The sequence below is a fragment of the Rhodohalobacter sulfatireducens genome, assembly GCF_022012475.1.
GTDB classification, from domain to species: Bacteria; Bacteroidota; Rhodothermia; order Balneolales; family Balneolaceae; genus Rhodohalobacter; species Rhodohalobacter sulfatireducens.
Genome location: NZ_JAKLWS010000015.1, coordinates 42,641 through 67,152, shown reverse-complemented (window position 1 = coordinate 67,152; position 24,512 = coordinate 42,641). Strand labels below are relative to the sequence as shown.

The 24,512-nt window shown below is 41.3% G+C and carries 22 protein-coding genes and 1 tRNA gene; 9 read left to right on the top strand and 14 right to left on the bottom strand.

Features of this window, described 5'->3' with window-relative positions; translation table 11 throughout:
• Nucleotides 1–202 precede the first annotated feature (202 nt).
• From L6773_RS12415 to L6773_RS12405, 3 genes are all read right to left on the bottom strand, one after another.
• Nucleotides 203–457 carry a DUF5615 family PIN-like protein gene (locus tag L6773_RS12415; RefSeq protein ID WP_237854747.1) on the bottom strand — a complete coding sequence of 85 codons (255 nt, stop codon included), beginning with the start codon at nucleotides 455–457 and terminating at the stop codon, nucleotides 203–205.
• Nucleotides 458–631: 174 nt separating this feature from the next.
• A complete protein-coding gene (locus tag L6773_RS12410; RefSeq protein ID WP_237854746.1) occupies nucleotides 632–991 on the bottom strand; it encodes a P-II family nitrogen regulator in 360 nt (119 codons plus the stop codon).
• Between the two features lie 185 nt (nucleotides 992–1,176).
• Nucleotides 1,177–2,514 (bottom strand): ammonium transporter, encoded by a 1,338-nt coding sequence (locus L6773_RS12405; protein WP_237854745.1) that lies wholly within the window; start codon nucleotides 2,512–2,514, stop codon nucleotides 1,177–1,179.
• Nucleotides 2,515–3,088: 574 nt separating this feature from the next.
• Here L6773_RS12405 and L6773_RS12400 point away from each other — a divergent pair.
• Nucleotides 3,089–4,654 (top strand): bifunctional aminoglycoside phosphotransferase/ATP-binding protein, encoded by a 1,566-nt coding sequence (locus L6773_RS12400; protein WP_237854744.1) that lies wholly within the window; start codon nucleotides 3,089–3,091, stop codon nucleotides 4,652–4,654.
• A 29-nt stretch (nucleotides 4,655–4,683) separates the two neighbouring features.
• Here L6773_RS12400 and L6773_RS12395 read toward each other — a convergent pair whose 3' ends face one another.
• On the bottom strand, nucleotides 4,684–6,162 hold the full coding sequence (locus tag L6773_RS12395; RefSeq protein WP_237854743.1) for a phytoene desaturase: 1,479 nt from the start codon (nucleotides 6,160–6,162) through the stop codon (nucleotides 4,684–4,686).
• A gap of 208 nt (nucleotides 6,163–6,370) precedes the next feature.
• Entirely contained in the window at nucleotides 6,371–7,042 is a 672-nt protein-coding gene (locus L6773_RS12390; protein ID WP_237854742.1) for a septal ring lytic transglycosylase RlpA family protein, read from the bottom strand.
• A gap of 125 nt (nucleotides 7,043–7,167) precedes the next feature.
• Here L6773_RS12390 and L6773_RS12385 point away from each other — a divergent pair, with 125 nt between their 5' ends.
• Complete coding sequence (locus L6773_RS12385; RefSeq protein WP_237854741.1) at nucleotides 7,168–7,770, top strand: rhomboid family intramembrane serine protease; 603 nt, start codon at nucleotides 7,168–7,170, stop codon at nucleotides 7,768–7,770.
• A 377-nt stretch (nucleotides 7,771–8,147) separates the two neighbouring features.
• On the opposite strand, the gene serC is transcribed toward L6773_RS12385, so the two are convergent.
• Nucleotides 8,148–9,227 (bottom strand): 3-phosphoserine/phosphohydroxythreonine transaminase, encoded by a 1,080-nt coding sequence (gene serC / locus L6773_RS12380; RefSeq protein WP_237854740.1) that lies wholly within the window; start codon nucleotides 9,225–9,227, stop codon nucleotides 8,148–8,150.
• Between the two features lie 7 nt (nucleotides 9,228–9,234).
• Nucleotides 9,235–10,446 carry a DUF1015 domain-containing protein gene (locus L6773_RS12375; protein ID WP_237854739.1) on the bottom strand — a complete coding sequence of 404 codons (1,212 nt, stop codon included), beginning with the start codon at nucleotides 10,444–10,446 and terminating at the stop codon, nucleotides 9,235–9,237.
• A 100-nt stretch (nucleotides 10,447–10,546) separates the two neighbouring features.
• On the opposite strand from L6773_RS12375, the gene L6773_RS12370 reads away from it, so the two are divergent.
• Nucleotides 10,547–10,885, top strand: a complete 339-nt coding sequence (locus L6773_RS12370; RefSeq protein WP_237854738.1) for a DUF1844 domain-containing protein — start codon at nucleotides 10,547–10,549, stop codon at nucleotides 10,883–10,885.
• Nucleotides 10,875–11,294, top strand: a complete 420-nt coding sequence (locus L6773_RS12365; RefSeq protein ID WP_237854737.1) for an NUDIX hydrolase — start codon at nucleotides 10,875–10,877, stop codon at nucleotides 11,292–11,294. Before L6773_RS12370 ends, L6773_RS12365 begins: the two co-directional genes overlap by 11 nt.
• A gap of 127 nt (nucleotides 11,295–11,421) precedes the next feature.
• Here the strand turns inward: L6773_RS12365 and L6773_RS12360 are convergent, their stop codons facing one another.
• The 4 genes from L6773_RS12360 to proS form a co-directional block, all read right to left on the bottom strand.
• Nucleotides 11,422–12,081 (bottom strand): energy transducer TonB, encoded by a 660-nt coding sequence (locus tag L6773_RS12360; protein ID WP_237854736.1) that lies wholly within the window; start codon nucleotides 12,079–12,081, stop codon nucleotides 11,422–11,424.
• Between the two features lie 98 nt (nucleotides 12,082–12,179).
• Nucleotides 12,180–12,605 carry a VanZ family protein gene (locus tag L6773_RS12355; protein WP_237854735.1) on the bottom strand — a complete coding sequence of 142 codons (426 nt, stop codon included), beginning with the start codon at nucleotides 12,603–12,605 and terminating at the stop codon, nucleotides 12,180–12,182.
• Complete coding sequence (locus L6773_RS12350; RefSeq protein WP_255727749.1) at nucleotides 12,602–14,125, bottom strand: NAD(P)H-hydrate epimerase; 1,524 nt, start codon at nucleotides 14,123–14,125, stop codon at nucleotides 12,602–12,604. Before L6773_RS12350 ends, L6773_RS12355 begins: the two co-directional genes overlap by 4 nt.
• Before the next feature lie 3 nt (nucleotides 14,126–14,128).
• Entirely contained in the window at nucleotides 14,129–15,595 is a 1,467-nt protein-coding gene (gene proS / locus L6773_RS12345) for a proline--tRNA ligase (protein ID WP_237854733.1), read from the bottom strand.
• Between the two features lie 165 nt (nucleotides 15,596–15,760).
• Here proS and L6773_RS12340 point away from each other — a divergent pair.
• From L6773_RS12340 to L6773_RS12330, 3 genes are all read left to right on the top strand, one after another.
• Nucleotides 15,761–15,834: transfer RNA gene (locus tag L6773_RS12340), tRNA-Met, on the top strand.
• A 139-nt stretch (nucleotides 15,835–15,973) separates the two neighbouring features.
• On the top strand, nucleotides 15,974–17,254 hold the full coding sequence (locus L6773_RS12335; protein WP_237854732.1) for a sugar-transfer associated ATP-grasp domain-containing protein: 1,281 nt from the start codon (nucleotides 15,974–15,976) through the stop codon (nucleotides 17,252–17,254).
• Between the two features lie 38 nt (nucleotides 17,255–17,292).
• Complete coding sequence (locus L6773_RS12330; RefSeq protein ID WP_369431571.1) at nucleotides 17,293–18,552, top strand: sugar-transfer associated ATP-grasp domain-containing protein; 1,260 nt, start codon at nucleotides 17,293–17,295, stop codon at nucleotides 18,550–18,552.
• A gap of 204 nt (nucleotides 18,553–18,756) precedes the next feature.
• On the opposite strand, the gene L6773_RS12325 is transcribed toward L6773_RS12330, so the two are convergent.
• Together L6773_RS12325 and L6773_RS12320 are read right to left on the bottom strand one after the other, a co-directional pair.
• Nucleotides 18,757–19,437, bottom strand: coding sequence for a response regulator transcription factor (locus tag L6773_RS12325; RefSeq protein WP_237854730.1), 681 nt, complete (start codon nucleotides 19,435–19,437; stop codon nucleotides 18,757–18,759).
• 48 nt (nucleotides 19,438–19,485) lie between these two features.
• Nucleotides 19,486–19,914, bottom strand: a complete 429-nt coding sequence (locus tag L6773_RS12320) for a hypothetical protein (RefSeq protein ID WP_237854729.1) — start codon at nucleotides 19,912–19,914, stop codon at nucleotides 19,486–19,488.
• Nucleotides 19,915–20,012: 98 nt separating this feature from the next.
• Here L6773_RS12320 and aspS point away from each other — a divergent pair, with 98 nt between their 5' ends.
• Nucleotides 20,013–21,788: an aspartate--tRNA ligase gene (gene aspS / locus L6773_RS12315; protein ID WP_237854728.1), complete on the top strand. Its 1,776-nt coding sequence runs from the start codon at nucleotides 20,013–20,015 to the stop codon at nucleotides 21,786–21,788.
• Between the two features lie 356 nt (nucleotides 21,789–22,144).
• Nucleotides 22,145–22,852: a DUF429 domain-containing protein gene (locus tag L6773_RS12310; RefSeq protein WP_237854727.1), complete on the top strand. Its 708-nt coding sequence runs from the start codon at nucleotides 22,145–22,147 to the stop codon at nucleotides 22,850–22,852.
• Between the two features lie 139 nt (nucleotides 22,853–22,991).
• Here L6773_RS12310 and sthA read toward each other — a convergent pair whose 3' ends face one another.
• Nucleotides 22,992–24,446, bottom strand: a complete 1,455-nt coding sequence (gene sthA / locus L6773_RS12305; RefSeq protein WP_237854726.1) for a Si-specific NAD(P)(+) transhydrogenase — start codon at nucleotides 24,444–24,446, stop codon at nucleotides 22,992–22,994.
• Between the last annotated feature and the right edge of the window lie 66 nt (nucleotides 24,447–24,512).

Here is a 24,512-nt window from a genome sequence, read left to right as displayed (position 1 = left end):
TTGATTAGAACCCAAATTAATAAAGCGAAAAACAGCAAAAACCTTCCTTTTCAAAAAGAAGATTATTGAATCGATCTATTTAAATCTCTTAAGATTTTTATCAGCTATACGAATCCGCTTATACTCCCTCAATACGATCGGTATACACAGACACCAATTTCTTGGTTTCGATAAGGTTCAGAATCTCAGGCCAAATACGATTCTAAAATTCATGCATCTCTTTCAAACGCATATTGCCGATTTTCAAATAGATAACTTTAGGAGGCGGCTCGGAAACTAAAATAGAATTATAAAAATCCGTGTCTTTAGTGATGATAATCAGGTTTTCTTCTCTTGCGTATTCCCAAATCTGTTTATCAGTCCATGTGTCATCAATATCCGCTTGGTGGAGATAATCATCATGATCCCACAGTGAAAAATAGTAGGGGAGATTAACATCAACTAAAAAACGAGGCATCACGCAACGGGTTTAACCGTAAACGTGCTGTCCATCATTTTTGAGGCAAATTCAAGGGCCGCTTTGATATCATCCGGCTCTAAAGAAAGATCGAATGACGTTAGTTGTATATAGTCAGTTGTTGGTTGTTAACAGCAAACCACAAACAACCGACAACTAACAACGAACAAAAATTTAAATCGCCTCCGATCCTCGTTCACCGGTGCTAATCCGAATACACTCTTCAAGCGGAGTGATAAAGATTTTACCGTCGCCCGTAGTTTTGCCGGATTCTTTATCTTTATAGCGGGATTTCACCGTTTTGATGATCGTATCAACTGTAATGTCTACAAATTCATCGTTGACGGCAATTTCCAGCCGAACTCGAGGAATGAGTCCCGGAACGACTTGTTTACCGCGGTAGATCTCTACATCCTCAGCTTTGCCGTGGCCGGATACACGCATCACGGTGATCCGGCGAATGTCGGCTTCAATGAGGGCTTCCCGTACTTCATCCAGTTGTGTTTCCCGAATTATGGCTATGACAAGTTTCATGTGTTGGTAGGTTTAAAATGTTGTTAAAATGGTTGGTTGAGATAGAAAACGAACGTACAATATGTCATTCCGGCCTTCGAGCCGGAATCTCCATGTGCAAATAACGGAAGGAGATCCCGGATCAAGTCCGGGATGACGGTAGTATGGTTATCTGCTTTGAACATAGTTGTCCTACTAATCTCAGGTTAGTTGGGATTGAGCATTCCGTAACCATGCTCACTGTGGTAGGCGCTGTCGAGGCCTTGCATCTCCTCTTTCGGATCAGACCGGAAGCCTACAAGTTTGTTCACAACGAACAACAAGATTAGAGTAAGAATGGCTGCGTAAGCAATAGCGATCACGACAGCTATAAACTGGACGCCCAGTTGCTGCCAGACTGTCCAGCTTCCACCGGCAAGTTCAGCGGCTTCGGCCATCCAGCTATCCCGGATGAAGAAGGTGAGGAGAATCGCTCCAACAATTCCGCCAACTCCGTGAATACCAAAAGCATCGAGGCTGTCGTCGTATCCTAATTTGTTTTTCGCAATGATGGCGATGTAGCAGAAAACGGATGCAAATATTCCGAGCATAAAGGCTCCGAACGGTTGTACTACACCGGCAGCGGGAGTTACAGCTACCAAACCGGCCAAAATACCTGACATGATGCCGAGAGCGGTTGCTTTGCCCTGGTGCCATGTTTCAATAATCATCCATGTAATTGCTCCGGATGCAGCGGCAACTTGTGTTGCAGTCAATGCCTGGGCCGTACTCAAACCACTGGCAACAGAACTACCCGCGTTGAATCCAAACCAGCCAACCCAAAGGAGTCCACCGCCAATCATCGTCATAACCAGGTTACTGGGCGGCATGTTGGTGACAGGAAATCCCCGCCTTGCGCCGAGATAGATAGCAGCTACCAAACCACTAATACCGGCTGAAATGTGTACAACTGTTCCGCCAGCAAAGTCAATTGCACCGTTAGCACCAAGGTTGTAGAGAAATCCATCTTCAGCCCATACCCAATGGCAAAGCGGGTTGTAAACAAGAAGTCCCCAGAGGGCAATAAACAAACAGTAGGATTTGAATTTTACACGCTCGGCAAATGCCCCGGCAATCAGCGCGGGAGTAATAATTGCAAATTTACCCTGGAACATACTGAATACATATTCAGGAACACCGGCATCCATAATGGCATCATCGATTCCGTTCAGAAATACGTACCCGGGATTCCATCCGAACCATCCGCCGAGAACATTCGGGCCAAAAGCCATCGCATAACCAACAGCCACCCAAAGAACAGTCATAATGCCCATTGCAGCAAAACTGTGCATCATGGTTCCAAGAACGTTTTTGGTACGAACCAGTCCGCCATAAAACATGGCCAATCCGGGGATCATTAACAAAACAAGTGCGGTGGAAACGAGCATCCAGGCAGTTGTACCTGTATCAATTGAAGCTCCGTCTTGTGCAAGGGTTGGTGTTGATAGTAAGAAAAGGAAGGCTAGCAGTAGTAAAGGGAATTTTCCCCAGTGTTTTATTTTCATATTGTTTGGTTTGATAGACATTATTGGTAAGCACCTGAAAAGCTATAACAAAATGATAAACAAAACAAAGTTATTATCAATATAGGCATAAAGAATTTACAATATAACACCTTTTTAAGTTAAAAATTAAGGCGAATAGCTTAATTATTTAATTTATTTTGTCATGTAAGCGGTTCCAATAATCAGATACTTAACTTTTTTAAATATTTATGAATAAAAAAATTATTTATTTTAATAAAAACAGGGCAAAGTTTGCGAACATTTAGATGTTCTGTGATGTCTATAAAATTTATAAGGTTGTTTATTCGGAAATTTAAGAACATGAGTGTCAATCCATTGATTTTCCTTTAGCTCAGAATTTTTTGATTTATATCTAACAGAGAGTATGCTACGATTTCAGGGCGTAAATAGAGTTTTCCAAAAGACACAGAATGGGATAAGATCAATTTTTAAGAATTAAAAACGTTTTATAAATAGGTAGTGGATCTGTGTTAGTTTCAGATATTGAATGAGGTGACAGGTATATATGGGGAAGAGTACTAGAAATAATGTTTTTTCAAAGCTTATAGGTTTTTTGGAAAGCAAAGAATCTTATCCTCACCCCGTAGATAAAGTTGAACATATACAGACACATATTTCACATGTATTTATTGCCGGACCATTTGTCTACAAATTAAAGAAGCACGTCGATTTCGGATTTCTGGATTATAGTACTCTGAATAAGCGTAAAAAATATTGCCACAGGGAGGTAGAACTAAACCGGCGCTTAAGTGATGATATTTATATCGGAGTTGTGGGAATTTGCAGAAAAGAGGGGCACTTTAATTTTGAAGAGAGTAACAACTGTTCAGATGCGATTATTGAGTACGTGGTGAAGATGAGAAAATTGAATGAAGCTTATTTTTTGAACCGAATTGTTGAAGATGGTGAGCTATCTAATGTACATCTTGATCGGGTTGCCGATACTTTAACTCCTTTTTATCTCAAACAGAAACAAGGCCGGAAGTTATCGAAGTGGGGTGAGGTTCAAACAATTAAGGTCAACACGGATGAGAACTTTAGGCAAACCGAACAATTTATCGGCCATACAATTCAGCGAAATGCTTATGAGGCTGTCCGTTACTTCACCAATCACTATTTTCAAAAAAATCAGCAGCTTTTTCAACGACGTATTGAAGATGGACGGATTGTAGACGGGCATGGGGACCTACACCTGGAGCATATCCATATCACTCCCGAAAAAGTTCAGATATATGACTGCATTGAATTCAACGAGCGGTTTCGATATGGTGATCTTGCTGCTGACCTTGCATTTCTTTCAATGGATTTCGATTTCAACCGATGCAGAAAGGAGGAACGTTATTTTATTGAAAAGATGTCAAATAACTTGAAGGATGATGATCTAATACAGATTATCGATTTCTACAAGTGCTACCGGGCGTATGTAAAAGGAAAAGTAAAAAGTTTTCAAAGCGTTGAGGAGGAGGTGCCCAAAAAAGAGCGCAAACGGTCTTCAAAACGTGCTATTCGCTATTTCAAACTCTCTCATCGTTATGCATTGATGGGATCGGAGCCGATGGTAATTATATTCATGGGCAGGGTTGCAACGGGCAAAAGCACTCTGGCCGGAGTTGTTGCAGACCATCTGGATATCAAGCACCACTCCTCAGATATAATTCGAAAAACACTGGCGGGTGTGTCACAAACAGAACGGACACCAGAAATCAAACGATCAGCACTCTACAGCCCCGGCATGTTTGAAAAAACATATGACACCTTGATATCCAGGGCACTTCATTCCATCAAGAGCAGGGAAACGGTCATCCTGGATGCCACCTATAGTAAGAGTGCACAAAGGAGGAATCTCATCAATAGCTTAAAACATAAATCTACTCCGTATCTTTTTATAGAGCTGAAGTCCCGTGACGAGACAATAACTGAGCGATTAAAGTCGCGTGATGAGAAATCGGGTGTAATTTCTGACGCGCGCCTTGAAGATTTTGAAACTTTGACAGCAGGCTTCCAACCTCCGAAAGAAATTGATGAACGGCATCTGATTAAAATTGATACTGAACAATCACCGAAGGATTCTGTTGAGCAGCTATATAAAGAGATGATCGATATCCATCTCAGGAGTTAATTCTATATCGAGTTTTTTTAACCAGAACCTCAGGCTTTACCGATCAAATTCTCTGCAATTTTGGCTGAGGACAGCACTCCCGGAAGTCCCGCACCGGGATGAGTGCCTGCTCCCACAAAGTAAAGCTCGTCCACGTCTTCTGATCTGTTGTGGGGCCTAAACCAAGCGGATTGAGTTAAGATCGGCTCAACCGAAAATGCAGACCCCTTGTAACTGTTGAGTGTGTTTTTAAAATGAAGCGGATCGATAGTATGTTCCGCCACGATATTTTCCTGAAGGTCTGGAAGATAGTTTTCTTCAAGAAAATTCATAATGGCATCGCGATACTTGGGGGTCATCTCATTCCAGTCAGTTCCGCTGTCGAGATGGGGGACAGGAGAAAGCACATAAAATGCCTCATGACCATCCGGTGCCATCGAGGGATCTGTGATGGTTGGCATATGTAAATACAAAGAAAAATCCTCCGCCAGGTATTTTTTGTGGAAGATATCTTCCAGAAGTCCTTTATAGCGTTCACCCAAAATGATATTATGGTGAGCCAGGCCGGAGTCGAGATACCGTTTTTTCGTCCCGAAGTAGATCACAAATAGAGACATGCTGTACTTGGTTCGTTCGATCTTCCGGGCAGTATATTTTTTTCGGTGTTTTGGGTTGATTAGATTTTTATAGGTGAAGGCAACATCCGCATTTGATACCACTGCATCTGCCATGTGAATATCCCCATTTTTTAGACGAACACCCGTTGCTTTTCCATTTTCAACCAGTATCTCTTCAATTTCAGAACTCAGATGGATTTTGCCGCCCTGTTCCTCAATCAATTTGCACAGAGCTTCAACAATTGACCCGGTTCCACCCAATGCATAGTGTACTCCCCACTCACGTTCAAGGTAATGGATCATTGCATAGATAGATGTTGTATCAAACGGATTTCCACCCACAAGCAGCGGATGAAATGAAAAACATCGCCTTAGAAACTCATCTTTAATGAACTGGGAAACGTACTTATAAACTGTTTTATAGGATTGTAGTTTGATCAGGTCGGGAGCCACTTTCAGCATATCCGTAAATTTTAGAAATGGCTTATCGGCTAATTCAACAAAACCCTTGTCGAATATGGCTTTCGTGGTTTTTAGAAATTTCTCGTATCCTTTGGCGTCTTTAGGATTTCGTTTCTTGATCTCTTCGAGAGTAAATTCGTGATCGTCATTATAGTCGAACTGACCTCCTTTGTGATCAAAAATCCTGTAAAATGGATTACAAGGTACAAACTCTATGTAATTTTCTCTCTTCTTCCCGGCTGCTTCAAAAATGTCATCAAACATAAAAGGAGCTGTAATAACGGTAGGGCCTCCATCGAATTTAAATCCATCGATCTCATATACATAAGCCCGTCCACCGGGTTTATCTCTTTTCTCAAAAATTGTAACATTGTGCCCTTGTGAGAGTAGTCTCGAGGCAGCTCCCAGGCCTCCAAAACCACTTCCGATAACGATAATATCTTTCTTCATACACCAACTTTCTTTTTAGTTCGCCCTTACAAACCAAAATACGAAGTGAATCAATCCAAATTAGCGATTTTTTTTGAATGGCTAATAGAATTTCTTTTTGAAGTGGGCGGTTGGGGATGGTGTAGACTCCAATTATAAGTTTATAAACACTTCTCTGATGGTCGAGCTAAACGCTTTACCGCCTGTGTCCACTCAAAAGGAGAGTACTTTAATTCTCAACCTGTTTTACAAAACCTTCAATACCTTTGTTATTAAGCCGATCAAGGTCGACTTTAGCATTTTGAGGATTGGAATAAGTTCCATAGTAAACTCGGAAAATTGTTCGGCCTTCCACATTTACTTTTTCAACTCTTGAGTTTGTTATCTCACTTGATTTGGCGTTGGCTTCCGACTCACTCTCAAAAGCAGCAAGCTGAATGGTAAAGGTTTCTGAGCTGCTGATATTTTGCTGATCAATCGGCCGATCTCCTTCACGCATAACGGACAGGCGTACGCTAGCAGTACCCGAACCTATCATGTCGATCTGTCGTGCCGCCTTTCTTGAGAGATCGATGATTCGGTTGTCGATGTAAGGTCCGCGATCATTAATTCTTACCACGACTGATTTCCCATTTTCAACATTATCAACCCGTACCATCGTATTGAAAGGCAGTGTTTTGTGAGCCGCGGTGTAATCATTCATGTTATACCGTTCGCCATTGGCTGTGAGTTTACCATGAAAATTAGGGCCGTACCAGCTGGCGATGCCACTTCCAATAATTCGTCCCGATCCGGATAGTTCAGGAGGTGATGAACGCCGGATAACCCCACAGGATGAAGTGATCAGCAAAAGAACAACCATCAAAATAGCAAGTGTGATTTTTGAATGTTTTACTGACATGTTACGGCTACAGATGATATTTTGGGCTCTGGATTGCAGAAGTCTTTATCTTATACACGGTAAAAATATAGGACTTATTGACCTATAAACTCATATTCGATTAACAAATTGTTTTAAATCTCCTAATGACAATATCAGTTACAATTATTCTAATTGGCATAACCTGCGTAATCTCTTTGATAGCTCTTTATGGAAATGAAAAAATTTACGAATTAGGAATGCTTCGCCCGTATCGAACGGTGAGAAAAAACAGCTGGTATGAAGTGATTAGTTCAGGTTTTTTGCACGGAAGCCTGGCTCATCTTTTGGTTAATATGTTTGTTCTCTTCTTTTTTGGCTCGGTGATGGAGCAAGTTCTAGGTGTTTACCACTTTTTAGCACTTTATATAAGCGGACTTGCAGTTTCATCAATTCCCTCTTTTTTATTTCACAGGGATAATCCGAGTTATGCAACGTTAGGAGCATCAGGGGCTGTAGAGGCTGTTCTATTTAGTTACATATTTGTTTTCCCGACGGAGAAATTAATACTTCTCCTACTGCCCATTCCTATTCCTGCATGGCTTTTTGGAGCCGCTTTCCTGGCATACAGTATTTATGAGGGACAAAAAGGTTCTATGAAAATAAACCATGAAGCTCATATTGCCGGGGCCATTTGGGGGATTCTATACCTGCTGTTCTTCGTGCCCAACAGCATCGATCATATTTTGACGATTCTTGGACTTCTGTAAACAAAAAAACATGGTATTTCTTTTGCTGATCAAAGAAATGGAAATCAGCATATAATGAATTGAAATCGCTTATACTTGTTCAACTTAAAAAGAAATACCATGCTTCAGTAAAGCGAAACGAACTCTGCGTGGACCTTACGGAATTTAATGGCGCAAGCGTCTGGCTTGTGCCAAAAAAAGAAAGCACGAGCGAGATCCCGACATTTTGGGACAGGCTGCTCGCGCTATCCCGAAATTAGAAGTGTCCCCCTTTGAAGTGGGCAATGGGGGATGACAAAATTTTTAACGAATAACTATTTACAAACCGAATTAAGGCTAAGAGAGTCATCCCCCTGAATCAACGTCGTCGATTCTTTCCCCCTTCGAAGGGGGAGTTTTTACCCGTTATTATTTCGGAATTCCTGCATGAAATCCACTAGCGTTTTTACACTGTCGTACTCACAGGCGTTGTAGATGCTCGCTCGAATTCCACCTACACTTCTGTGTCCTTTCAGTGCAACAAGACCGCTTTCTGCCGCTTCAGACAGAAATGTTTGTTCAAGGTTTTCATCCTTGATTCTGAAAGTCACGTTCATTTTTGATCGGGAATCTTTTTCGACTGTTCCATGATAGAACTCATCTTTATCGATCTCGGAATAAAGTAGATCAGCTTTTTTGGTGTTGAACTCTTCAAAGTAAGAAACTCCCCCCTTCTCCTGAACCCACTCCAGAACATAATTCACCATGTAGACAGCAAATACGGGGGGTGTGTTAAAAATCTTATCGATGTGAGTTTGGTAATTCATCATGGTTGGAAGAGCTACTGACTTCTGCTTCTCCATGAGTGATTTCCGAATCATTACAACAGTAACACCGGCAGGTCCCAGGTTCTTCTGAGCTCCGGCATAAATCAACCCATATTTGTCAATATCAATGGGCCGTGAGAGAAAATCAGAAGATGCATCACATACTAAAAGTGACCCATCGGTTTCGGGTTCTGCCTGGAATTGAGTTCCAAAAATAGTATTGTTGCTGGTGAAGTGCGTATAAATAGCATCATCAGACGAATTCAGTTCCTCGTTTGTTGGAATCCGTGTGTAGTTTTTGTCTTTGCTTGAAAACGGAACATAAACACTCCCAAAAAGCTTGGCTTCTTTAATTGCCTTTGCAGACCACGAGCCTGTATCAATATAATCGGCAGTTTGGTCTTCGCTTAAAAAGTTAAAAGGCGCCATTAAAAACTGTGTGCTGGCTCCACCCTGCAAGAAAAGAACTTCCCAGTCATCACCAGCCCCGGTCAGTTCTTTCAGACGTGCTACAGCCTGGTCGTTTACTTCTTTATACTCCGTGCTTCGGTGGCTCATCTCCATGATGGAAGCCCCTTTGCCTTTGTAATTGGTTAATTCAGATTGTGCTTTTTCTAAGACCGAAACGGGAAGTGTTGCCGGTCCTGCGCTAAAATTGTGTACTCTGTTCATGATTATTTTAAAATGTGTGTATGATTAATCCTGATTTTAATTTGGGCTCAAACCAGGTTGATTTTGGAGGCATCAATTCTCCCTGGTCTGATACGTCTACCAATTCCTGTATACTTGTGGGATACATACTGATTGCTAAATCGTATTTTCCGGAATCAACAACTTTTTCAAGTTCCTTCGTACCCCGGATTCCTCCAACAAAATTGATTTTCTTGTCAGTTCGTGGGTTTTCAATGTTGAAAAAAGGGTTTAAGATCTGATCTTGCAAGATAGCGGCATCCAGTGATGAAGCAACCTTGTCATCTTTGGCTTCAGGCAGATTCATTTCCCACCAGTCACCTTTGTAATAGAGGTTGATTACACCTTTCTGTTCCGGCTCTTTTGAAGTTGTTTTCTCAGCACCAAACTTTTCAACAAGTTTGTCAAAGGTTTCATCTGATACGTTCTTCAAAACCCGGTTATAAGGTAGAATTCTCATCTGGTCCATCGGGAACAGCACGACCGGGAAGTACTCAAATTCAGATTCTCCGGGAAATGTTTTTCTTTTATTTCTAAGCATTTCCGCAACACGTGACGCACTTTTGCAGCGATGGTGACCGTCTGCAATGTATAGATTTTCGATATTTGAGAAGCCCTTCACAAAATCAACAGTCGAAAAAGACTTCCAGATTTTGTGAGTAACTCCGTCATCGCCCGTATGCTCGATGAAAGGTTCAGAAGTCATCGTCACTTTCTGAATGTGAAAAGCAATATCTTCTGTATCTTTAAATGTAAGCATCACCGGTTCGGCATGAGCTTCCTGCGTAAGTATGTGCCGGGTTCGGTCATCTTCTTTATCAGGCCGGGTGAGTTCATGTTTCAGAATAACATCATTATCATAATCTTCCACTGAAGCACACGTAAAAACACCGGTTTGGGTATGATCGTCCGTTTCTAACTGGTAGATGTAGATGGCAGATTTAGAATCTTGTTCATAAAGGTCTGACCGAAGGAGATTTTTCAAATTTTCCGCTCCTTTTTCATAAACGGATTCGTCATTAAAAGCTGTTCCTTCAGGAAGGTCAATTTCAGGACGAATAACGTGAAGGAAACTAAAAGGTTTATCCTTGGCCATCTCGTCGGCTTCTTCGGTACTGATTACATCATAGGGGACGCTGGCTACTTCGTCTGCTTTTTCTGGTTTGGGCAGCCAACCTTTAAATGGGTGAATTATTGCCATTAAGTCTGTTCGTTTTCTTATTTTTGATGAATGTTAAGTATACAAACTCTTTTACTTTTCAGCGTATATAAATCTAAACTTAAATAAATATTTAACTGACATGAGCGAGAACGAAAAAACATCTCCAAATAATGAAAAGTTTAGTCCCGATCAGCAGCAGCAGCTACTTTTTATGATGCTGATTCAACAGCACGAACAGATTGCTATGATGGGTATGGGTAAAGTAAAAAACCCAGCTACAGACAAGATTGAGAGGGATTTGAAATCTGCCAAGTATGCTATTGATACCTTGGTTATGCTTGATAAATTTACCGAAGGCAATCTGCCGAAGGAACTGGATGATTTTTTGAGCCAAACACTAACCAATCTCAGGCTCAACTACGCAGACGAAAAGAAAAAAGATAGTGGAGAAGAAGCCGGTTCAGCCGATGACAAGTAACAACATTACACCTGTTATTGCAGCAGGCGGTGTGCTTTACGATGTAGGGTCTAGCCCGAAAAAAGTCCTATTAATTAAGCGAAATGGATTTTGGGATATACCAAAAGGAAAACTCGAAGATGGAGAAACTATAGAAGAGTGCGCTGTTCGTGAGGTTGAAGAAGAGGTCGGAGCTGAAGACCTTTCCATCGAAAAATTTCTTTGTGATACCTATCATACGTATAAGGCAGATGGGAAGAAATATGGGAAAACCACCCACTGGTATCTGATGAAATTTGAAGATTCGGATTATAAATTCTCCCCGGAAGTCAAAGAGGGTATTACTGAGGTAAAATGGGAAGAGCTGGGAAAGGCAAAAAAGATAGTGGAGTTCCAGAACCTCGTAGATGTCCTGAATGAAGTTGGGTAGGTCATAAATTCTGATAAGTAAATGCGTCCCGACCCTCTTGTCAATAAACTGGGATTATATTACAAATAAAAAAGGCGCAATTGAGTGAACAATTGTGCCTTTTTTAGAATCTTACTAAATCAGTCTGTTAGTTCTGCAATCTGAAGAAGATCGGTAAACTGTACTGAACACGAACGGGTCGTCCACGTTGCATTCCTGGCTTAAATTTCGCCTGGCGTACAACACGAAGAGCTTCTTCGTCAGCTCCGCCTCCAATTCCACGTATAACGCGTGGATCTTCAACATTGCCCTGCTCGTTTACAATAAACTGGATGTATACACGGCCTTCAATACCGGCTCGTCGTGCCATTTCCGGATACTTAATCTGGCTCTGAAGTTCTCCAAGTCCACCGATTAATTCCGGCATCTGTTCAACAACTACAAAGAAGTCTTCTTCTCCTTCATCTTCTTCAGCCGGTGGAGGTGGAGGAGGCATATCAAGTTGTCCGCCTAAATCAAGATCACCACCAATGTTGATCTCTACATCTTCTACAATTTCATCGTTAGGTACTTCAACGGGTACGGGTGGTCTGGGTGGAGGTGGAGGAGTTTCAACTTGCTCGGTCCTGATGACCTCTTCCATCTCAACCACTTCCTGTTCTTCGAGTTGAACCTCTTCTGGTTCCGCACTGGTGATATCCATTCGTACAGCTATAATGAATATAACCAGTGTGATAAGTAGGCCAAGTTCGAGAAAAACCGTGTGGAAATTTCTTAAATCGGCATCTGGTTTCTTGCGTTCAGTCATTGGTCGTTATTTGTGGTTTACTATTACTTAGAGACAATTGAGAGTATAATTCATTTTCATGTAATTATCCAACGGTCAGGTTCATTCTTATATTATTTTTATATTTTTTTTAGTTCTTTCTCCATTTCACCGCTTAAATACCTTCGTTTTATCAAAAAAAGGATGACTACTGCCACAAAACTTCCCAAAATATCTGTGACTGCGTCATACATATCCATTGTTCTGCCAATCGGTAGGATTCCCTGCAAAATCTCAATTGATATGCCAAATAAAGAACCAATAAGAAATATCAGGATAAACTTTATTTCAGTTTGCTTTTTGGAAAACATGAATAGGCCAAATAACAGTGTCCATCCAAAAAATATTAGAAAGTGACCTAACTTGTCGTAACTGTAAAGTTGAGAACTACCCATTCGTTCAGGTGGCAGCATCGTGAAAAACAGAGTTACCAGAGTAGCTATAATTAGGAGAATTTTTATGAGCTGCCTGTTTTTCAGACAGTAGAGAATTGCTCTGTCAATCATAGTAAATGTTCGGGGCCAAATGACTCACTTTCACCAAATTCTTGTGAACGTCTATATGCACTGTAAAGTGAAGAAACTGTGGCAAGTTCCACATTTTGTGAAATTGATATATTTGCTGCCAGAGCACCGGACAGAACATCACCAAAACCAGCTCTTGAAAAGATGAAGGTATCGTAACCTGTTATAAAATTATTACCATCCCGGAGTGATACAAAAGTCGGGTTACCCTTAATGAGAAGTGACACTTTAGATTGATTCGAAAAATTCTGAGCCCATTTAAATCTCTCGTAATCATTTTTAAATTCTGCGCCAAGATAGTTTGTTGCTTCACCGATATGGGGGGTCAACAACCATTTCCTTTTTTGGGCCATTGGAATATCAGAGGACTCAATATTTTCCCAGAATGAGAGTGCATCAGCATCTAAGATGGTGGGACCTTCTTGTTCCTTCAACACTGAAACCAGGCAAGCACCGGTATCAGAACTCCTTCCAATGCCCGGACCGGCAAGCAATACACCTTGTTTATTGTGAATATTTCTCTTGATGATCTCGGCATGTTTTTTCTTAAAGATGGTATCAGAATCATTACCCACGCCAATTTTAATGATATTTGGCAGGGTGGATTCATAAGTAGGCAGGAGTGCCTTCGGTGCGTATAGAAAAACAGCTCCGGCCCCCTGTTTCCAGGCACTTTTTGCGGCCATCATAGCTGCGCCGGTTAATCCTTCAGATCCCGCCATAATATGAACAACACCACCATCGTATTTGTGACGAGCTGTTCGTTCAATGACAGGGATAGAGTTCACAAGTTTTTGGTTGATCAGTACGGCATCCCATTCCCTGTAAGTTGATGGGAACGGCAGATTGCAGAATACAACCTCACCCGTGTATTTTCGTGAATCCTTCCAGTGTAAACCAATTTTGTTTGATCCAAATGTAAAGGTGTAATCCGCTTTGATGCAGCTCCCGAGAATTTGTCCGGTATCCGCATGTAAACCGGAGGGGATATCCATCGAATACACCGGTTTTGAAAATGAGTTTATTCTCTGCACAATGTTGGGCAGATTTCCCCGAAGATCGCTGTTGAGTCCGGTTCCGAAAATACCATCTATTACATAGTCAAACTCTTGTTCATCAAGATCTTGCAGATCTTTTATGAACTCAATGTCAGCGCCAAAATTTTTCAATTTATGAAGAAGTGAAAGATTCGTTCCAGCATCGGGGGAGAGATCGTCATCGCCCAAAACAAAAAAGAAAGTGGCGTTGTGCCGGGTGTCATTAATTAAATAACGGGCTGCCGCAAGGGCGTCGCCGGCATTATTTCCCTTTCCGCAGATAAATAAACCAGATTTACCGGTTCCCTGTAGTTTTTTGATCTGTTCAGCAGCTGAAGAAGCAGCCAATTCCATGAGTGTAAAACCATCAATTCCAAATTCATTGATGGTATTGGAATCCATAGATCGCGACTGTTCTGCGCTAGATAGTTTACATTCAACCGGTATGGAAATTTTATCAGGCATTGTTTAGTAAGAACGTGCAAAGAGCACTTTTTGTACGGATTCTTTTCCTGTAACCATGCATTTTCCGGGTTCAGATTCGCCGTTGATTGGAATCAACCGAATTGTTGCTTTGGTTTCTTCTTTGATTTTGGCTTCAGTTTCGTCGGTGCCGTCCCAATGAGCGTAAATAAATCCGCCATCTTCAATTTGTTCCTTGAAGTGATCATACGATTCCACGTCTCGGGTTACGTTCTCTGTTCGCTCTTGTGCCGCATTGAATAGATCCGTTTGAATCGTTTCAAGAAGATCGGAAATATGTTCTGCGGCTCCATCTTTGCTGATAATATTTTTATCGAGTGTATCTCTCCTGGCCAGTTCCAGGTTCCCGTTTTTTACATCCCGGGGACCTACCGCAACCCGCAGCGGAATTCCAGCAGCTTCGTGCTCAGCAAATTTGTATCCTGGCTGCTGGTTTTCGCGGTCATCCAGTTTCACGGATACACCTTTATCTTTCAATTCTTTAATGAGAGGATTAGCATAGTCGAGTACTTCCGTGCGTTGGTCATCATTCCTGTAAATGGGGACCACGACTACCTGGGTGGGTGCCAGTTTAGGAGGCAGAACAAGTCCCTGGTCATCTGAATGAGTCATAATCAAGCCACCAATCAGTCGGGTCGAAACGCCCCAGCTTGTAGCCCAGACGTACTTGTGCTCGCCGTCGGTATCCTGGAATTTTACATCAAACGCCTTGGCAAAATTTTGCCCGAGGAAGTGAGAAGTTCCTGCTTGCAGTGCTTTTCCATCCTGCATCATCGCTTCAATACAATAGGTATCCACGGCACCGGCAAATCGCTCAGATGCGGTTTTTACACCGGTCTTAACGGGCATCGCCATGAAATCCTGGGCAAACGTTTTATAAACGTCCAGCATCCTGCGGGTTTCTTCAACAGCTTCTTTTTCTGACGAGTGAGCCGTATGGCCTTCCTGCCACAAAAACTCCATCGTTCGGAGAAAGAGGCGGGTACGCATCTCCCAGCGTACTACGTTGGCCCATTGGTTAATCAAAATTGGCAGATCGCGGTATGATTGAATCCAGTTTCTGTACGAATCCCAGATGATGGTTTCTGAAGTGGGGCGCACGATCAACTCCTCTTCCAGTTTTGATTCTGGATCGACCTCAACGCCGCCATCCACACTTTTTAGCCGGCTGTGGGTAACGACTGCGCACTCTTTTGCAAATCCTTCTACATGTTGTGCTTCTTTTGATAGAAACGATTTGGGAATAAACAATGGGAAATATGCATTCTCATGACCTGTATCTTTGAACATCTGGTCAAGCGCGCCCTTCATATTTTCCCATAATGCGAAACCATTCGGACGTATCACCATAGAACCTCTGACCGGGGAGTGATCAGCCAGTTTTGCCTCTTTTACTACATCTAAATACCATTGTGAATAATCGTCTTTTCTATTCGTGATACGTTTCGCCATCAGTGATCTTTTGTTGATTAGTTTTAAGTGTCGAAAAATAGTTTATGATTATCTTAAGATAAAGATCATTTAACAGAAGTTTTTTCAGAAAAAAATTATAGAATGAACATTTTACCATTCTGATAAAAATGGTATCTTTGAGACTCTGATTTTTTAAAGTGAACTACCGTGGTAGCTCAGGTGGTAAGAGCGTCGGATTCATAACCCGGAGGCCGAGGGTTCAAGTCCCTCCCACGGTACACAAAAAGCCACATTGCATGTTTGTGATGTGGCATTTTTTTTGGAAAGAAGATCGGATTCATATCCAAGAGTTGACACGCGGCAGTTTGATTTCACCCCACGGTACTTAATAATAGCCATATTAAAGGGAATTGTGATGTGGTTTTTTTATTATTAAGTAGTTTTTATTTCATCTACAAATATTTGAGAAAAACCTGCCATTTGGAGTATTCTAATCCAAAATATTTCAAAAATTATTATGATCGCCTGAAGAGAAGAAGGAGAAAGTATTTTTTTGAAAAGTTAAGCTTACTAAATTGGAAAAAGCCTTATTCACTTGTTAGCCTGTTAAGGTGGTTTCAGAAAGATTTAGTTTACTTAACAAAATGGAGTTTGAATGTTATTCTTCAAATACGGAGATATGGGCCTGCCATTCGAAGAGAGTATGGACGATCATACTGGAGTCAGTGGAAAGGAATTATGTATGTTAAGTTTGTACTGAGATGTGATCCCAAACACTATAGAACAAGATTGCTTTTTAAAAAAGAGAATTTACAATTAATAGATGATTTTGCGCTTCAACATTACCCTTTGCAGCGGAAATTAGCAGAACTGTCTTCAAAAAGTGAATTATCTATATTAAAAAATAAGTTTGAGTTCAATCAGTACTGTGTATCAGAAAATATTCCAACACCAGAAATATTAGCAGTAATTGAGAGTGGTGAAGTTACATATCAACTGTTTGATGATTTCATTCCTCATAAATCTGTTTTTATTAAAAAACTATCGGGAGGGGGTGGAGACGGGACCAATAGATTTAAATATGTAAACGGGACTTATCGAGACAGAACTAATAGCTATTCTTCAGAACAGTTAAAGGACAAACTCAAGGAGATATCTCTGAGCAATGGAGCTATAATTATACAACCCATGCTTAAAAATCATAATTCATGGGCAAAATTTACACCCGGGAGTTTAGCTACATGCAGAATCGTAACAGCAAAAATGCCTAATGATTTGAATATTGTTCCTCTTTTTTGCTGCTTTAGAATGCCGGCAGGTGATTTAGTTGCGGATAATTACTCTTTGGGTGGGATCATTGCGCCCGTTGATATATCGACTGGAAAATTGGGTGTTGCTGTTTCGTCCACTCCCAAAAAAGGTAAATTTGAATTTACAAAACACCCTGATACGTGTAATCAAATTGATGGAGCAATTTTACCATATTGGGATGATATATTAAAGTTTACTCTGGATGTTCATCAACATTTTAAAACACTATTCATAGGATGGGATGTAAGTCTAACTACAAAGGGTTGCAGTATGATTGAAGGAAACGTTACTTGGGCATCGTGTAGTTATGAAATTCCATTTCAAGATTCGCTAAAGAATACAGCTTATCCCGAACTTTTCGAGAAGTGGATGGAAAAATATGAATGAGATCTATGTAAATTATTGCACTTATTAGGTGGGGCATAATGACTGAAAAGATTGTAAAAAAGAAACGTTGGCTACAAAGAATACAGAACAGCAAACGCCATTATTCTTTTCAGAAATGGAGTGATAAACGATCCTATGAAAAAAAGCTGCCGATTCGATTATTGTCTTGGGTTAAGGATGATATTTTTTATCTGATTAAATGGAATATCAATCTACTGTTGAATCTGCGAACATATGGCACTTTAATTAAAAAAATGTCAGGCCTCTCTTATTTTCAGCAATGGAAAAGGATGGCTTACTTGGCTTTTAGTGTTCGGACAGATACACGCGCTTTTAGATCTTATAATCTGTTTGATCAACATAGATGGGAGAATAGGGAAAGATTCAGTTTTGGCAGACACTATTCAATTCTTAGAAGATTTAGCGGATTTTTATGTGAAGGGGAATCAAATTTCATAAATAATAAGTTCGATTTTTATCAGTTGTGTGAGAAAAATGGTTGGAATACACCGAAAATACATGGTATAGCTGAGGATGGGAGACTCATTTATCCAAAAGAAAAAAAACCAAAACTACCTCCAAAAGATCTATTCATAAAAGAGTTAGCCGGCGGTAGAGGAGACGGGGCAAAATATTTTAAATTCACCGGAAACTCTTTCATTGACCTAAAAGGACAGCCGTTTACAGATGATGAGATCCTTTCTTACTTAAAAGAAGGCTCAAAAAGACGTAGTTTGATTATCCAGGATGCAGTGAAAAATCACGACAAGTGGAGAAAATTCTCAAATGGATCCTTAGCAACGTGTAGAATAGTAACCGGTCGGTCACCGTTTGATCATGAGGAGATTATCCTCTTCCTTGCAGCTTTAAGAATGCCCGTTGAAAAATCTGATGCAGATAATTTTTCGTTAAGTGGAATAGCATCGCAAATCGATATTCAAACCGGAACACTGGGGAAGGCTGTCAGATCAAAACCTATTAACAACTCTTTTTCATTTGATTATCATCCTGATACCGGTGAAAAAATTACAGGTAGCAAACTCTACCGTTGGGATGAATTAGTTGAATTTACAAAAATGCTTCACAGACACTACCAAACTCTTTGCCTTGGATGGGATGTCACACTATCGGAGCAAGGTTTGTGTGTTATTGAAGTGAATGATTCCTGGGGATCCGATGTAGTGGAAGCACCTGGAAATACTCTTTTGTATGATACTGAATATCCGGAGTGGTTTGAGAGTTGGATAGAAATTTTGACTAATCAGTCTACCTTGGTGCACCCAAATATTAAAACTTAGTTCAAGTATAGTAAGTTTGAAAATGGATGATTCAGGAAAGCAGGGGGCAAAAAATTAGCAGCACTCCGATCAAAGAGTGCTGCTAAATATCATCTACAGACGGCTATTACCCCATTTGCAAATTTAACATACTTTTATCAAGAGCCTTCTGCAATAAGTATTTGAACGTAATTTAGTTACGTATAAATACGTAGTAGGGTGGTGTTAGCTTAGATCTTGTTCCATCGCATACCGAACGAGTGCAGCGGTGTTCTTTAACTCCAGTTTATTCATCAGGTTGGCGCGGTGTGTTTCTACCGTCCGGGTACTGATATAGAGCAAGTTGGCAATTTCTGCGCTGGTGTATCCCTGTACAATCAATTTTACGATCTCCCTTTCCCGTTTGGTAATCAATTTTTTTCCTTTTGAGGGCAATTTTTTTGCACTGTCGGCGTATTTGCCAATCATCAACTGTGAAGCCGATTTTCCGAATGCCTGCCGTCCCTGGCTCACTTCAAGAATCGCATCGATCAATTCTTCAGATGGAGAGTTTTTCGTGAGATACCCCTTCACTCCGGCCTTCAGGGATTGGTTGAGATGGGTAAGTTCTGTTGAGTGGGTAAGAACTATTACGGGAGGTTCTTCGATAGCTTTCTCTAATTCCATCATCAGGTCATGTATGTTCATATCAGGTATTCCGGAAGAGACAAGACAAACTGAAGTAGGTTTTCTTCTGAAATACTTGATAAGTTCATTGCCGGATTTACAGACGTATTCCAAATGAACTTTATTAGAGGAGTTCAGGATAGATTCCAATCCGTGCCTGTAGATATCGAAACTTTCCGCAACTAATACATGAACTTTGCCCATCGTGATAGCCTGTAGGTCCGTCTTTACTTGTATCAATATAATCCTTTATCCTAAAATGTAAAGGATTTTATCATTCACTGAATATTAGACTAGAAAAAATAATAGTACCAAACTCGAAAATGATTTAGCTGACCACAAAGCTGTACGAATCCAATTGGTTTTTATAAGTTTTTGAACAGTTGATTCATCATAACCATCTGAAAGTTGATTATGCAACGGAACCTGTACAAAGAATGTCACAAGCCAAATTAAAGTCACAACTGCAAAGCCGAACATATTCCAGCCGGCAAATTGCGCGGATGTAAAAGCCAGGATTCCGGATGTAGCTAATTCAATCGTCATTAATGGAACTACAACAATGGAAATTCGAAGTTTGTGAAAGTCGATATGATCGATAAAATTGATTTTATCAGCTCGAAGAAAAAACGGATAGTGAACAAGCTGTACACACCAAATCAACCCAAAAAGGGCAAAACTGCAAAAAATGTTGGCTATAAGCGCGAGACTCAACATAAAGTTATAGATGAAATGAGCGAATGGTTATCAGATTCTTTATTTTTGCCGCTTACAAAGAAAACGATTTATAAAGGATTTAATCAATAAAGATTTTTATGAGCTGGAACCGAACCCATACATGTGGCGAATTAACAATTAACAATCAAGGAGAGGAGGTTGTACTAAACGGCTGGATCTCTACACGCCGTGACTTAGGTGGCCTCATCTTCATCGATCTGAGGGATCGATACGGCATCACCCAAATTGTATTCGATGAGACCAATAAGGAGCTTCATGAGATGGCGGAAGATCTTCGCTCGGAGTATGTTATTGGCGTGAAGGGGAAAGTAATTGAACGGGATGAAGAAACCATCAACCCCGAGATGCCCACGGGAAAGATTGAAGTAGAGGTGACGGATCTGGTTGTCTATTCAAAAGCGGAAACCCCTCCGTTTGAAATTAAAGATGGAATACCAACCAACGAGGAAACCCGGCTGAAATACCGCTACCTGGATATCCGTCGGAAAGAGATCCAGGACAAGCTGATGTTGAGATCGGACGTAGCTCACGCGGTTCGAAATTTTTATCACGACAAGAAATTTGCAGAAGTTGAGACACCTGTCTTGATGCGGTCAACTCCGGAAGGAGCCAGGGATTACCTGGTACCAAGCCGTGTGAATCCCGGCCGGTTTTTTGCGCTCCCACAGAGTCCGCAAACCTATAAGCAGTTACTGATGGTTTCCGGGATGGACCGCTATTTCCAGATCGTGAAATGTTTTCGGGATGAGGATTTGAGAGCCGACCGCCAGCCCGAGTTTACTCAGATTGACGTTGAGATGTCGTTCGTGGATGAAGAGAATATTTTTGAAGTGCATGAAGAGCTGATGGCAAAACTCTGGAAAGAGCACCTGGATATAGAGATCGAAACGCCCTTTCAGCGTATGCCATACGAGGAAGCACTTCATAAATATGGATCTGACAAACCGGATCTCCGGTTCGGTTTGGAAATCAACGATATTTCCGATGATGTAAAAGATTCAGAATTCAAGATTTTTCAATCTACCGTTGCCAAAGGCGGACGTGTTGTTTCCATAACTGTTCCCGGTGAGGGAACAATGGGACGGGGTGCACTCGACCGGTTGACGGATCGAGTTCAGTCACAAACGGGAGCAGCCGGAATGATCTTTATGAAATGGCAGGGTGGAGAGCTCACATGCAGCGTTGGGAAATTCCTGGATGATGAAACAATGGCAAATATGGCGGAAACTTCCGGCGCTAAAGAAGGGGACTTGGTATTGATTCTTGCGGGACCATCTCCCGCCGTTTATAAACAGATGGGAACACTAAGGCTCATGGTCGCCAAAGATTTTGACCTTATTCAAACGGATCAAACCAAATTTTTATGGGTTACCGACTTCCCGTTGATGGAGTGGTCGAAAGAAGATCTGCGATACCACTCGCTTCATCACCCGTTTACAGCACCCAAGCCGGAGGATATTGACTTACTGGATGAGGAACCCGCGCAAGTAAAATCGAGAGCTTATGACTTAGTGCTGAACGGAAATGAACTTGGTGGTGGTTCTATTCGTATACACGACTCCGAACTTCAGCAGAAAGTATTTAACGTGCTGGGCATAGATGATGAAGAAGCGAACGAAAAATTCGGTTTCCTGATGGATGCTTTTAAATATGGAGCACCACCGCACGGTGGAATCGCATTTGGGCTCGATCGAATTATTATGTTGATGTCCGGAGCACAAAGTCTGCGCGATGTGATTGCGTTTCCAAAGAACCAGCGTGCACAAAGTCTGATGGATAATTCACCGGGCGAGGTTGACGAAGAGCAGCTACTTGAACTCCATATTTCTCTGAGAAATACGGTAAATAAGTAGCTTGGGTCGCTGATCCGTGAGACGAACTCAGAAGGGATTGGTCACTAGCGAGGACACTTGCACCATCAGAGCCTTCTTCAAGAGTCCGATGGTCCGAAGGGGGCGGTTTCGGTTTATAGAAAGCTTTGAAACTGGTTCAAGTTTGCCCCGCAATGGATCTCTTCGAGGTAACATGGACCTAAATCGCACAAGTTATAAACTTGCGCGAGTCAGAGTAGCAGTTAGGTATTAAAGTCATTGCCTGGGAGCCTGGCAACCACGGCAATCTCCTGTTTGAAACATGAAGATTACAGTGTTTACTCGTAACGACTTATTTGATGACCAAGAATTAATTATCAACTTAAATAGAGTATATTTTGAAAACTGCGGGAATAGACGGCTGTGCAGCCGGTTGGATTTTAATTACATTTGACGACGACAATGCTTTCTATGAAGTACTTCGAACAGACGAGGATTTAGAGGGAGCGTTTCACAAGTTCGATCGGATTCTGATAGATATGCCGATTGGCCTGGAAGATGAAGAATACACGCGAGAATGCGATGCACTTCTCCGAAAAGAGTTAGGTTCAGAATATGCATCTAGCGTGTTTAGCCCGCCCATTCGTCCGGCGCTGAACGCTCCATCGTATGTGGAAGCGAATATGCAAAGTTACGAATTCACCGAAAAAAAGCTGACCCTCCAAGCGTGGAATATCACACCAAAAATAAAGACTGTCGATCAATTTTTAACCGATCAACCGGAACTACAGGAAAAGGTTTTTGAAAGTCACCCTGAACTGATTTTTAGAAATCTGAATGGTGGGATGATTTTTCAGAAGAAGAATACCAAAAAAGGGTTACGCCATCGCCTTTCGCTCGTGAGTGATCGAGAAGAGATCGCCAAAGATTTTTTCCGGGATATCAAAGAGGAGTTTCGCAGAAACGAGGTGGAGGAAGATGATATTGTGGATTCCATGGCTTTGGCTCTTGCGGCAAAGCAATCACAAAAGAAGGGATTGAAAACACTTCCGGAAGATCCTGAGAAAGATTCACATGGCTTGGTGAAGGCAATTCACTACGTTTGATTTCCAAATAAATATCCGTCAGAACGCTCAAAGCGGTCAGACGGGTAGACACTGTTGAAGCTGTATCAGTCAACGGATGAGTATTATAAGCTTGCAAGATAGGTAAGCATTTTCACTCATCCGATGACTCTGCATATTCTTAACTCTTGTTCAAAATCTTCTTGTACTTCACACCTGCTTTGTGAACACGGTTCAAACCGTTAAAGGCCGCAATTTTATACGCCTCGGTGTATGTAGGGTAGTTCAGAACGCGCTCGATGAAATATTTAATATTGTCGTTGTGAGCCATGATACTCTGCCCAAGATGGATCATATCTGTAGCTTGTTCGCCGAATATGTGAACCCCGAGCAGTTTTAAATTATCAGTTCTGAAAACTAACTTTAGAATCCCATCTGTTTCGTGGTTCAGATCGGCACGGGTGAGATTGGAGTAATAAGCTCGGCCAACTGTCACATCAATATTTAGCTCTTCTGCTTGTTCTTCTGTTAAACCGATACCGGAAATTTCGGGTATGGAGTAAATTCCATATGGCATACTTGTATCACTCATTTCAGCTATGGCTTTGCTTCCAAACATTTCGCAGGATGCGAGTCGTCCCTGCAGGAATGAAGCGGATGCAAGAGCAGGATACCCAATTACATCACCTGCAGCGTAAATATTTGGGACATTTGTACGATACTTTCCGTCCACTTTCATGTATCCGGCCTTATCCCGCTCAATGCCAAGTTCTTCAAGTCCAAGGTTATCGGTATTAGGAATCTTACCACCGATGTAAAGAACGTGGTCGGTTTCCACAACTTGCAATCGATTATTCTCTTTGGTTTTGAACAACACCTCTTCGCAGGTTCTGAGGTCGTTACTCGATATATTCTCTATCGAGATATTGTTAAAGATCTGTATGTTCTTTTTCTGAATGGACTTGAACATTGCGTTTTTAATTTCGTGGTCCAGGAATGGTAATATTTCACTGAGATCACTTAAAACCGTGACGCGTGTTCCAAGAGCAGCAAAAATGGTTGCGTATTCAAATGCTATAATTCCACTTCCAACAATTACTAACCGGCGCGGAATGTGTGTAATATCTAGAATGGATGCATAATCCAAGACTTTTGTTTTGTCGATATTCACATTTTGAGGGGCCGATGGACGACTACCCGTCGAAACTAAAATGTTTTTACCGGTATAAGTCTTAGTATCCTCACCTTGTTTAAAAACCTCTACAGTATTTGCATCAATAATTTTTCCCCATCCATTGGCTGTATCCACCTCATTTTTAACGATATCATCCTTTACTTTCTTGTTTTTACTCTCAAGAATGGGACGTTTGTAATCCATAATATCTTCCATCCTAAAACGCTCGAATGGTTTTCTGCCTCGTTCGTCACCGAATTGAGAGTGAAAAGACTGTATTAGCTTGGCGGCTGCCCGTAGTGCTTTACTTGGAACGGTTCCCTTGTTAATCCAGGAGCCCCCGAGATTCTCTTCGCTTGCTTCTACGATCAACACTTTTTTATCAAATTTTGTGCTTTGCATTGCACAGGAGAAACCTGCCGGGCCACTGCCAATAATGATTACATCGTAATCGTACTTCATAAAATAGTTGATTAAAATTTCGAAAAACTAAAGATAGAAGAATTAACCGAGCAATTCCTCCGAAGT

Bases quoted from the DNA above. Each gene is read 5' to 3' on its own strand.
- L6773_RS12415 (WP_237854747.1), bottom strand. From the start codon at position 457: ATGCCTCGTTTTTTAGTTGATGTTAATCTCCCCTACTATTTTTCACTG.
- serC (WP_237854740.1), bottom strand. From the start codon at position 9,227: ATGAACAGAGTACACAATTTTAGCGCAGGACCGGCAACACTTCCCGTT.
- L6773_RS12405 (WP_237854745.1), bottom strand. From the start codon at position 2,514: ATGAAAATAAAACACTGGGGAAAATTCCCTTTACTACTGCTAGCCTTC.
- L6773_RS12350 (WP_255727749.1), bottom strand. From the start codon at position 14,125: ATGCCTGATAAAATTTCCATACCGGTTGAATGTAAACTATCTAGCGCA.
- L6773_RS12365 (WP_237854737.1), top strand. From the start codon at position 10,875: ATGACAAGTAACAACATTACACCTGTTATTGCAGCAGGCGGTGTGCTT.
- L6773_RS12370 (WP_237854738.1), top strand. From the start codon at position 10,547: ATGAGCGAGAACGAAAAAACATCTCCAAATAATGAAAAGTTTAGTCCC.
- sthA (WP_237854726.1), bottom strand. From the start codon at position 24,446: ATGAAGTACGATTACGATGTAATCATTATTGGCAGTGGCCCGGCAGGT.
- proS (WP_237854733.1), bottom strand. From the start codon at position 15,595: ATGGCGAAACGTATCACGAATAGAAAAGACGATTATTCACAATGGTAT.
- L6773_RS12395 (WP_237854743.1), bottom strand. From the start codon at position 6,162: ATGAAGAAAGATATTATCGTTATCGGAAGTGGTTTTGGAGGCCTGGGA.
- L6773_RS12355 (WP_237854735.1), bottom strand. From the start codon at position 12,605: ATGATTGACAGAGCAATTCTCTACTGTCTGAAAAACAGGCAGCTCATA.
- L6773_RS12330 (WP_369431571.1), top strand. From the start codon at position 17,293: ATGACTGAAAAGATTGTAAAAAAGAAACGTTGGCTACAAAGAATACAG.
- L6773_RS12320 (WP_237854729.1), bottom strand. From the start codon at position 19,914: ATGTTGAGTCTCGCGCTTATAGCCAACATTTTTTGCAGTTTTGCCCTT.
- aspS (WP_237854728.1), top strand. From the start codon at position 20,013: ATGAGCTGGAACCGAACCCATACATGTGGCGAATTAACAATTAACAAT.
- L6773_RS12385 (WP_237854741.1), top strand. From the start codon at position 7,168: ATGACAATATCAGTTACAATTATTCTAATTGGCATAACCTGCGTAATC.
- L6773_RS12375 (WP_237854739.1), bottom strand. From the start codon at position 10,446: ATGGCAATAATTCACCCATTTAAAGGTTGGCTGCCCAAACCAGAAAAA.
- L6773_RS12410 (WP_237854746.1), bottom strand. From the start codon at position 991: ATGAAACTTGTCATAGCCATAATTCGGGAAACACAACTGGATGAAGTA.
- L6773_RS12390 (WP_237854742.1), bottom strand. From the start codon at position 7,042: ATGTCAGTAAAACATTCAAAAATCACACTTGCTATTTTGATGGTTGTT.
- L6773_RS12360 (WP_237854736.1), bottom strand. From the start codon at position 12,081: ATGACTGAACGCAAGAAACCAGATGCCGATTTAAGAAATTTCCACACG.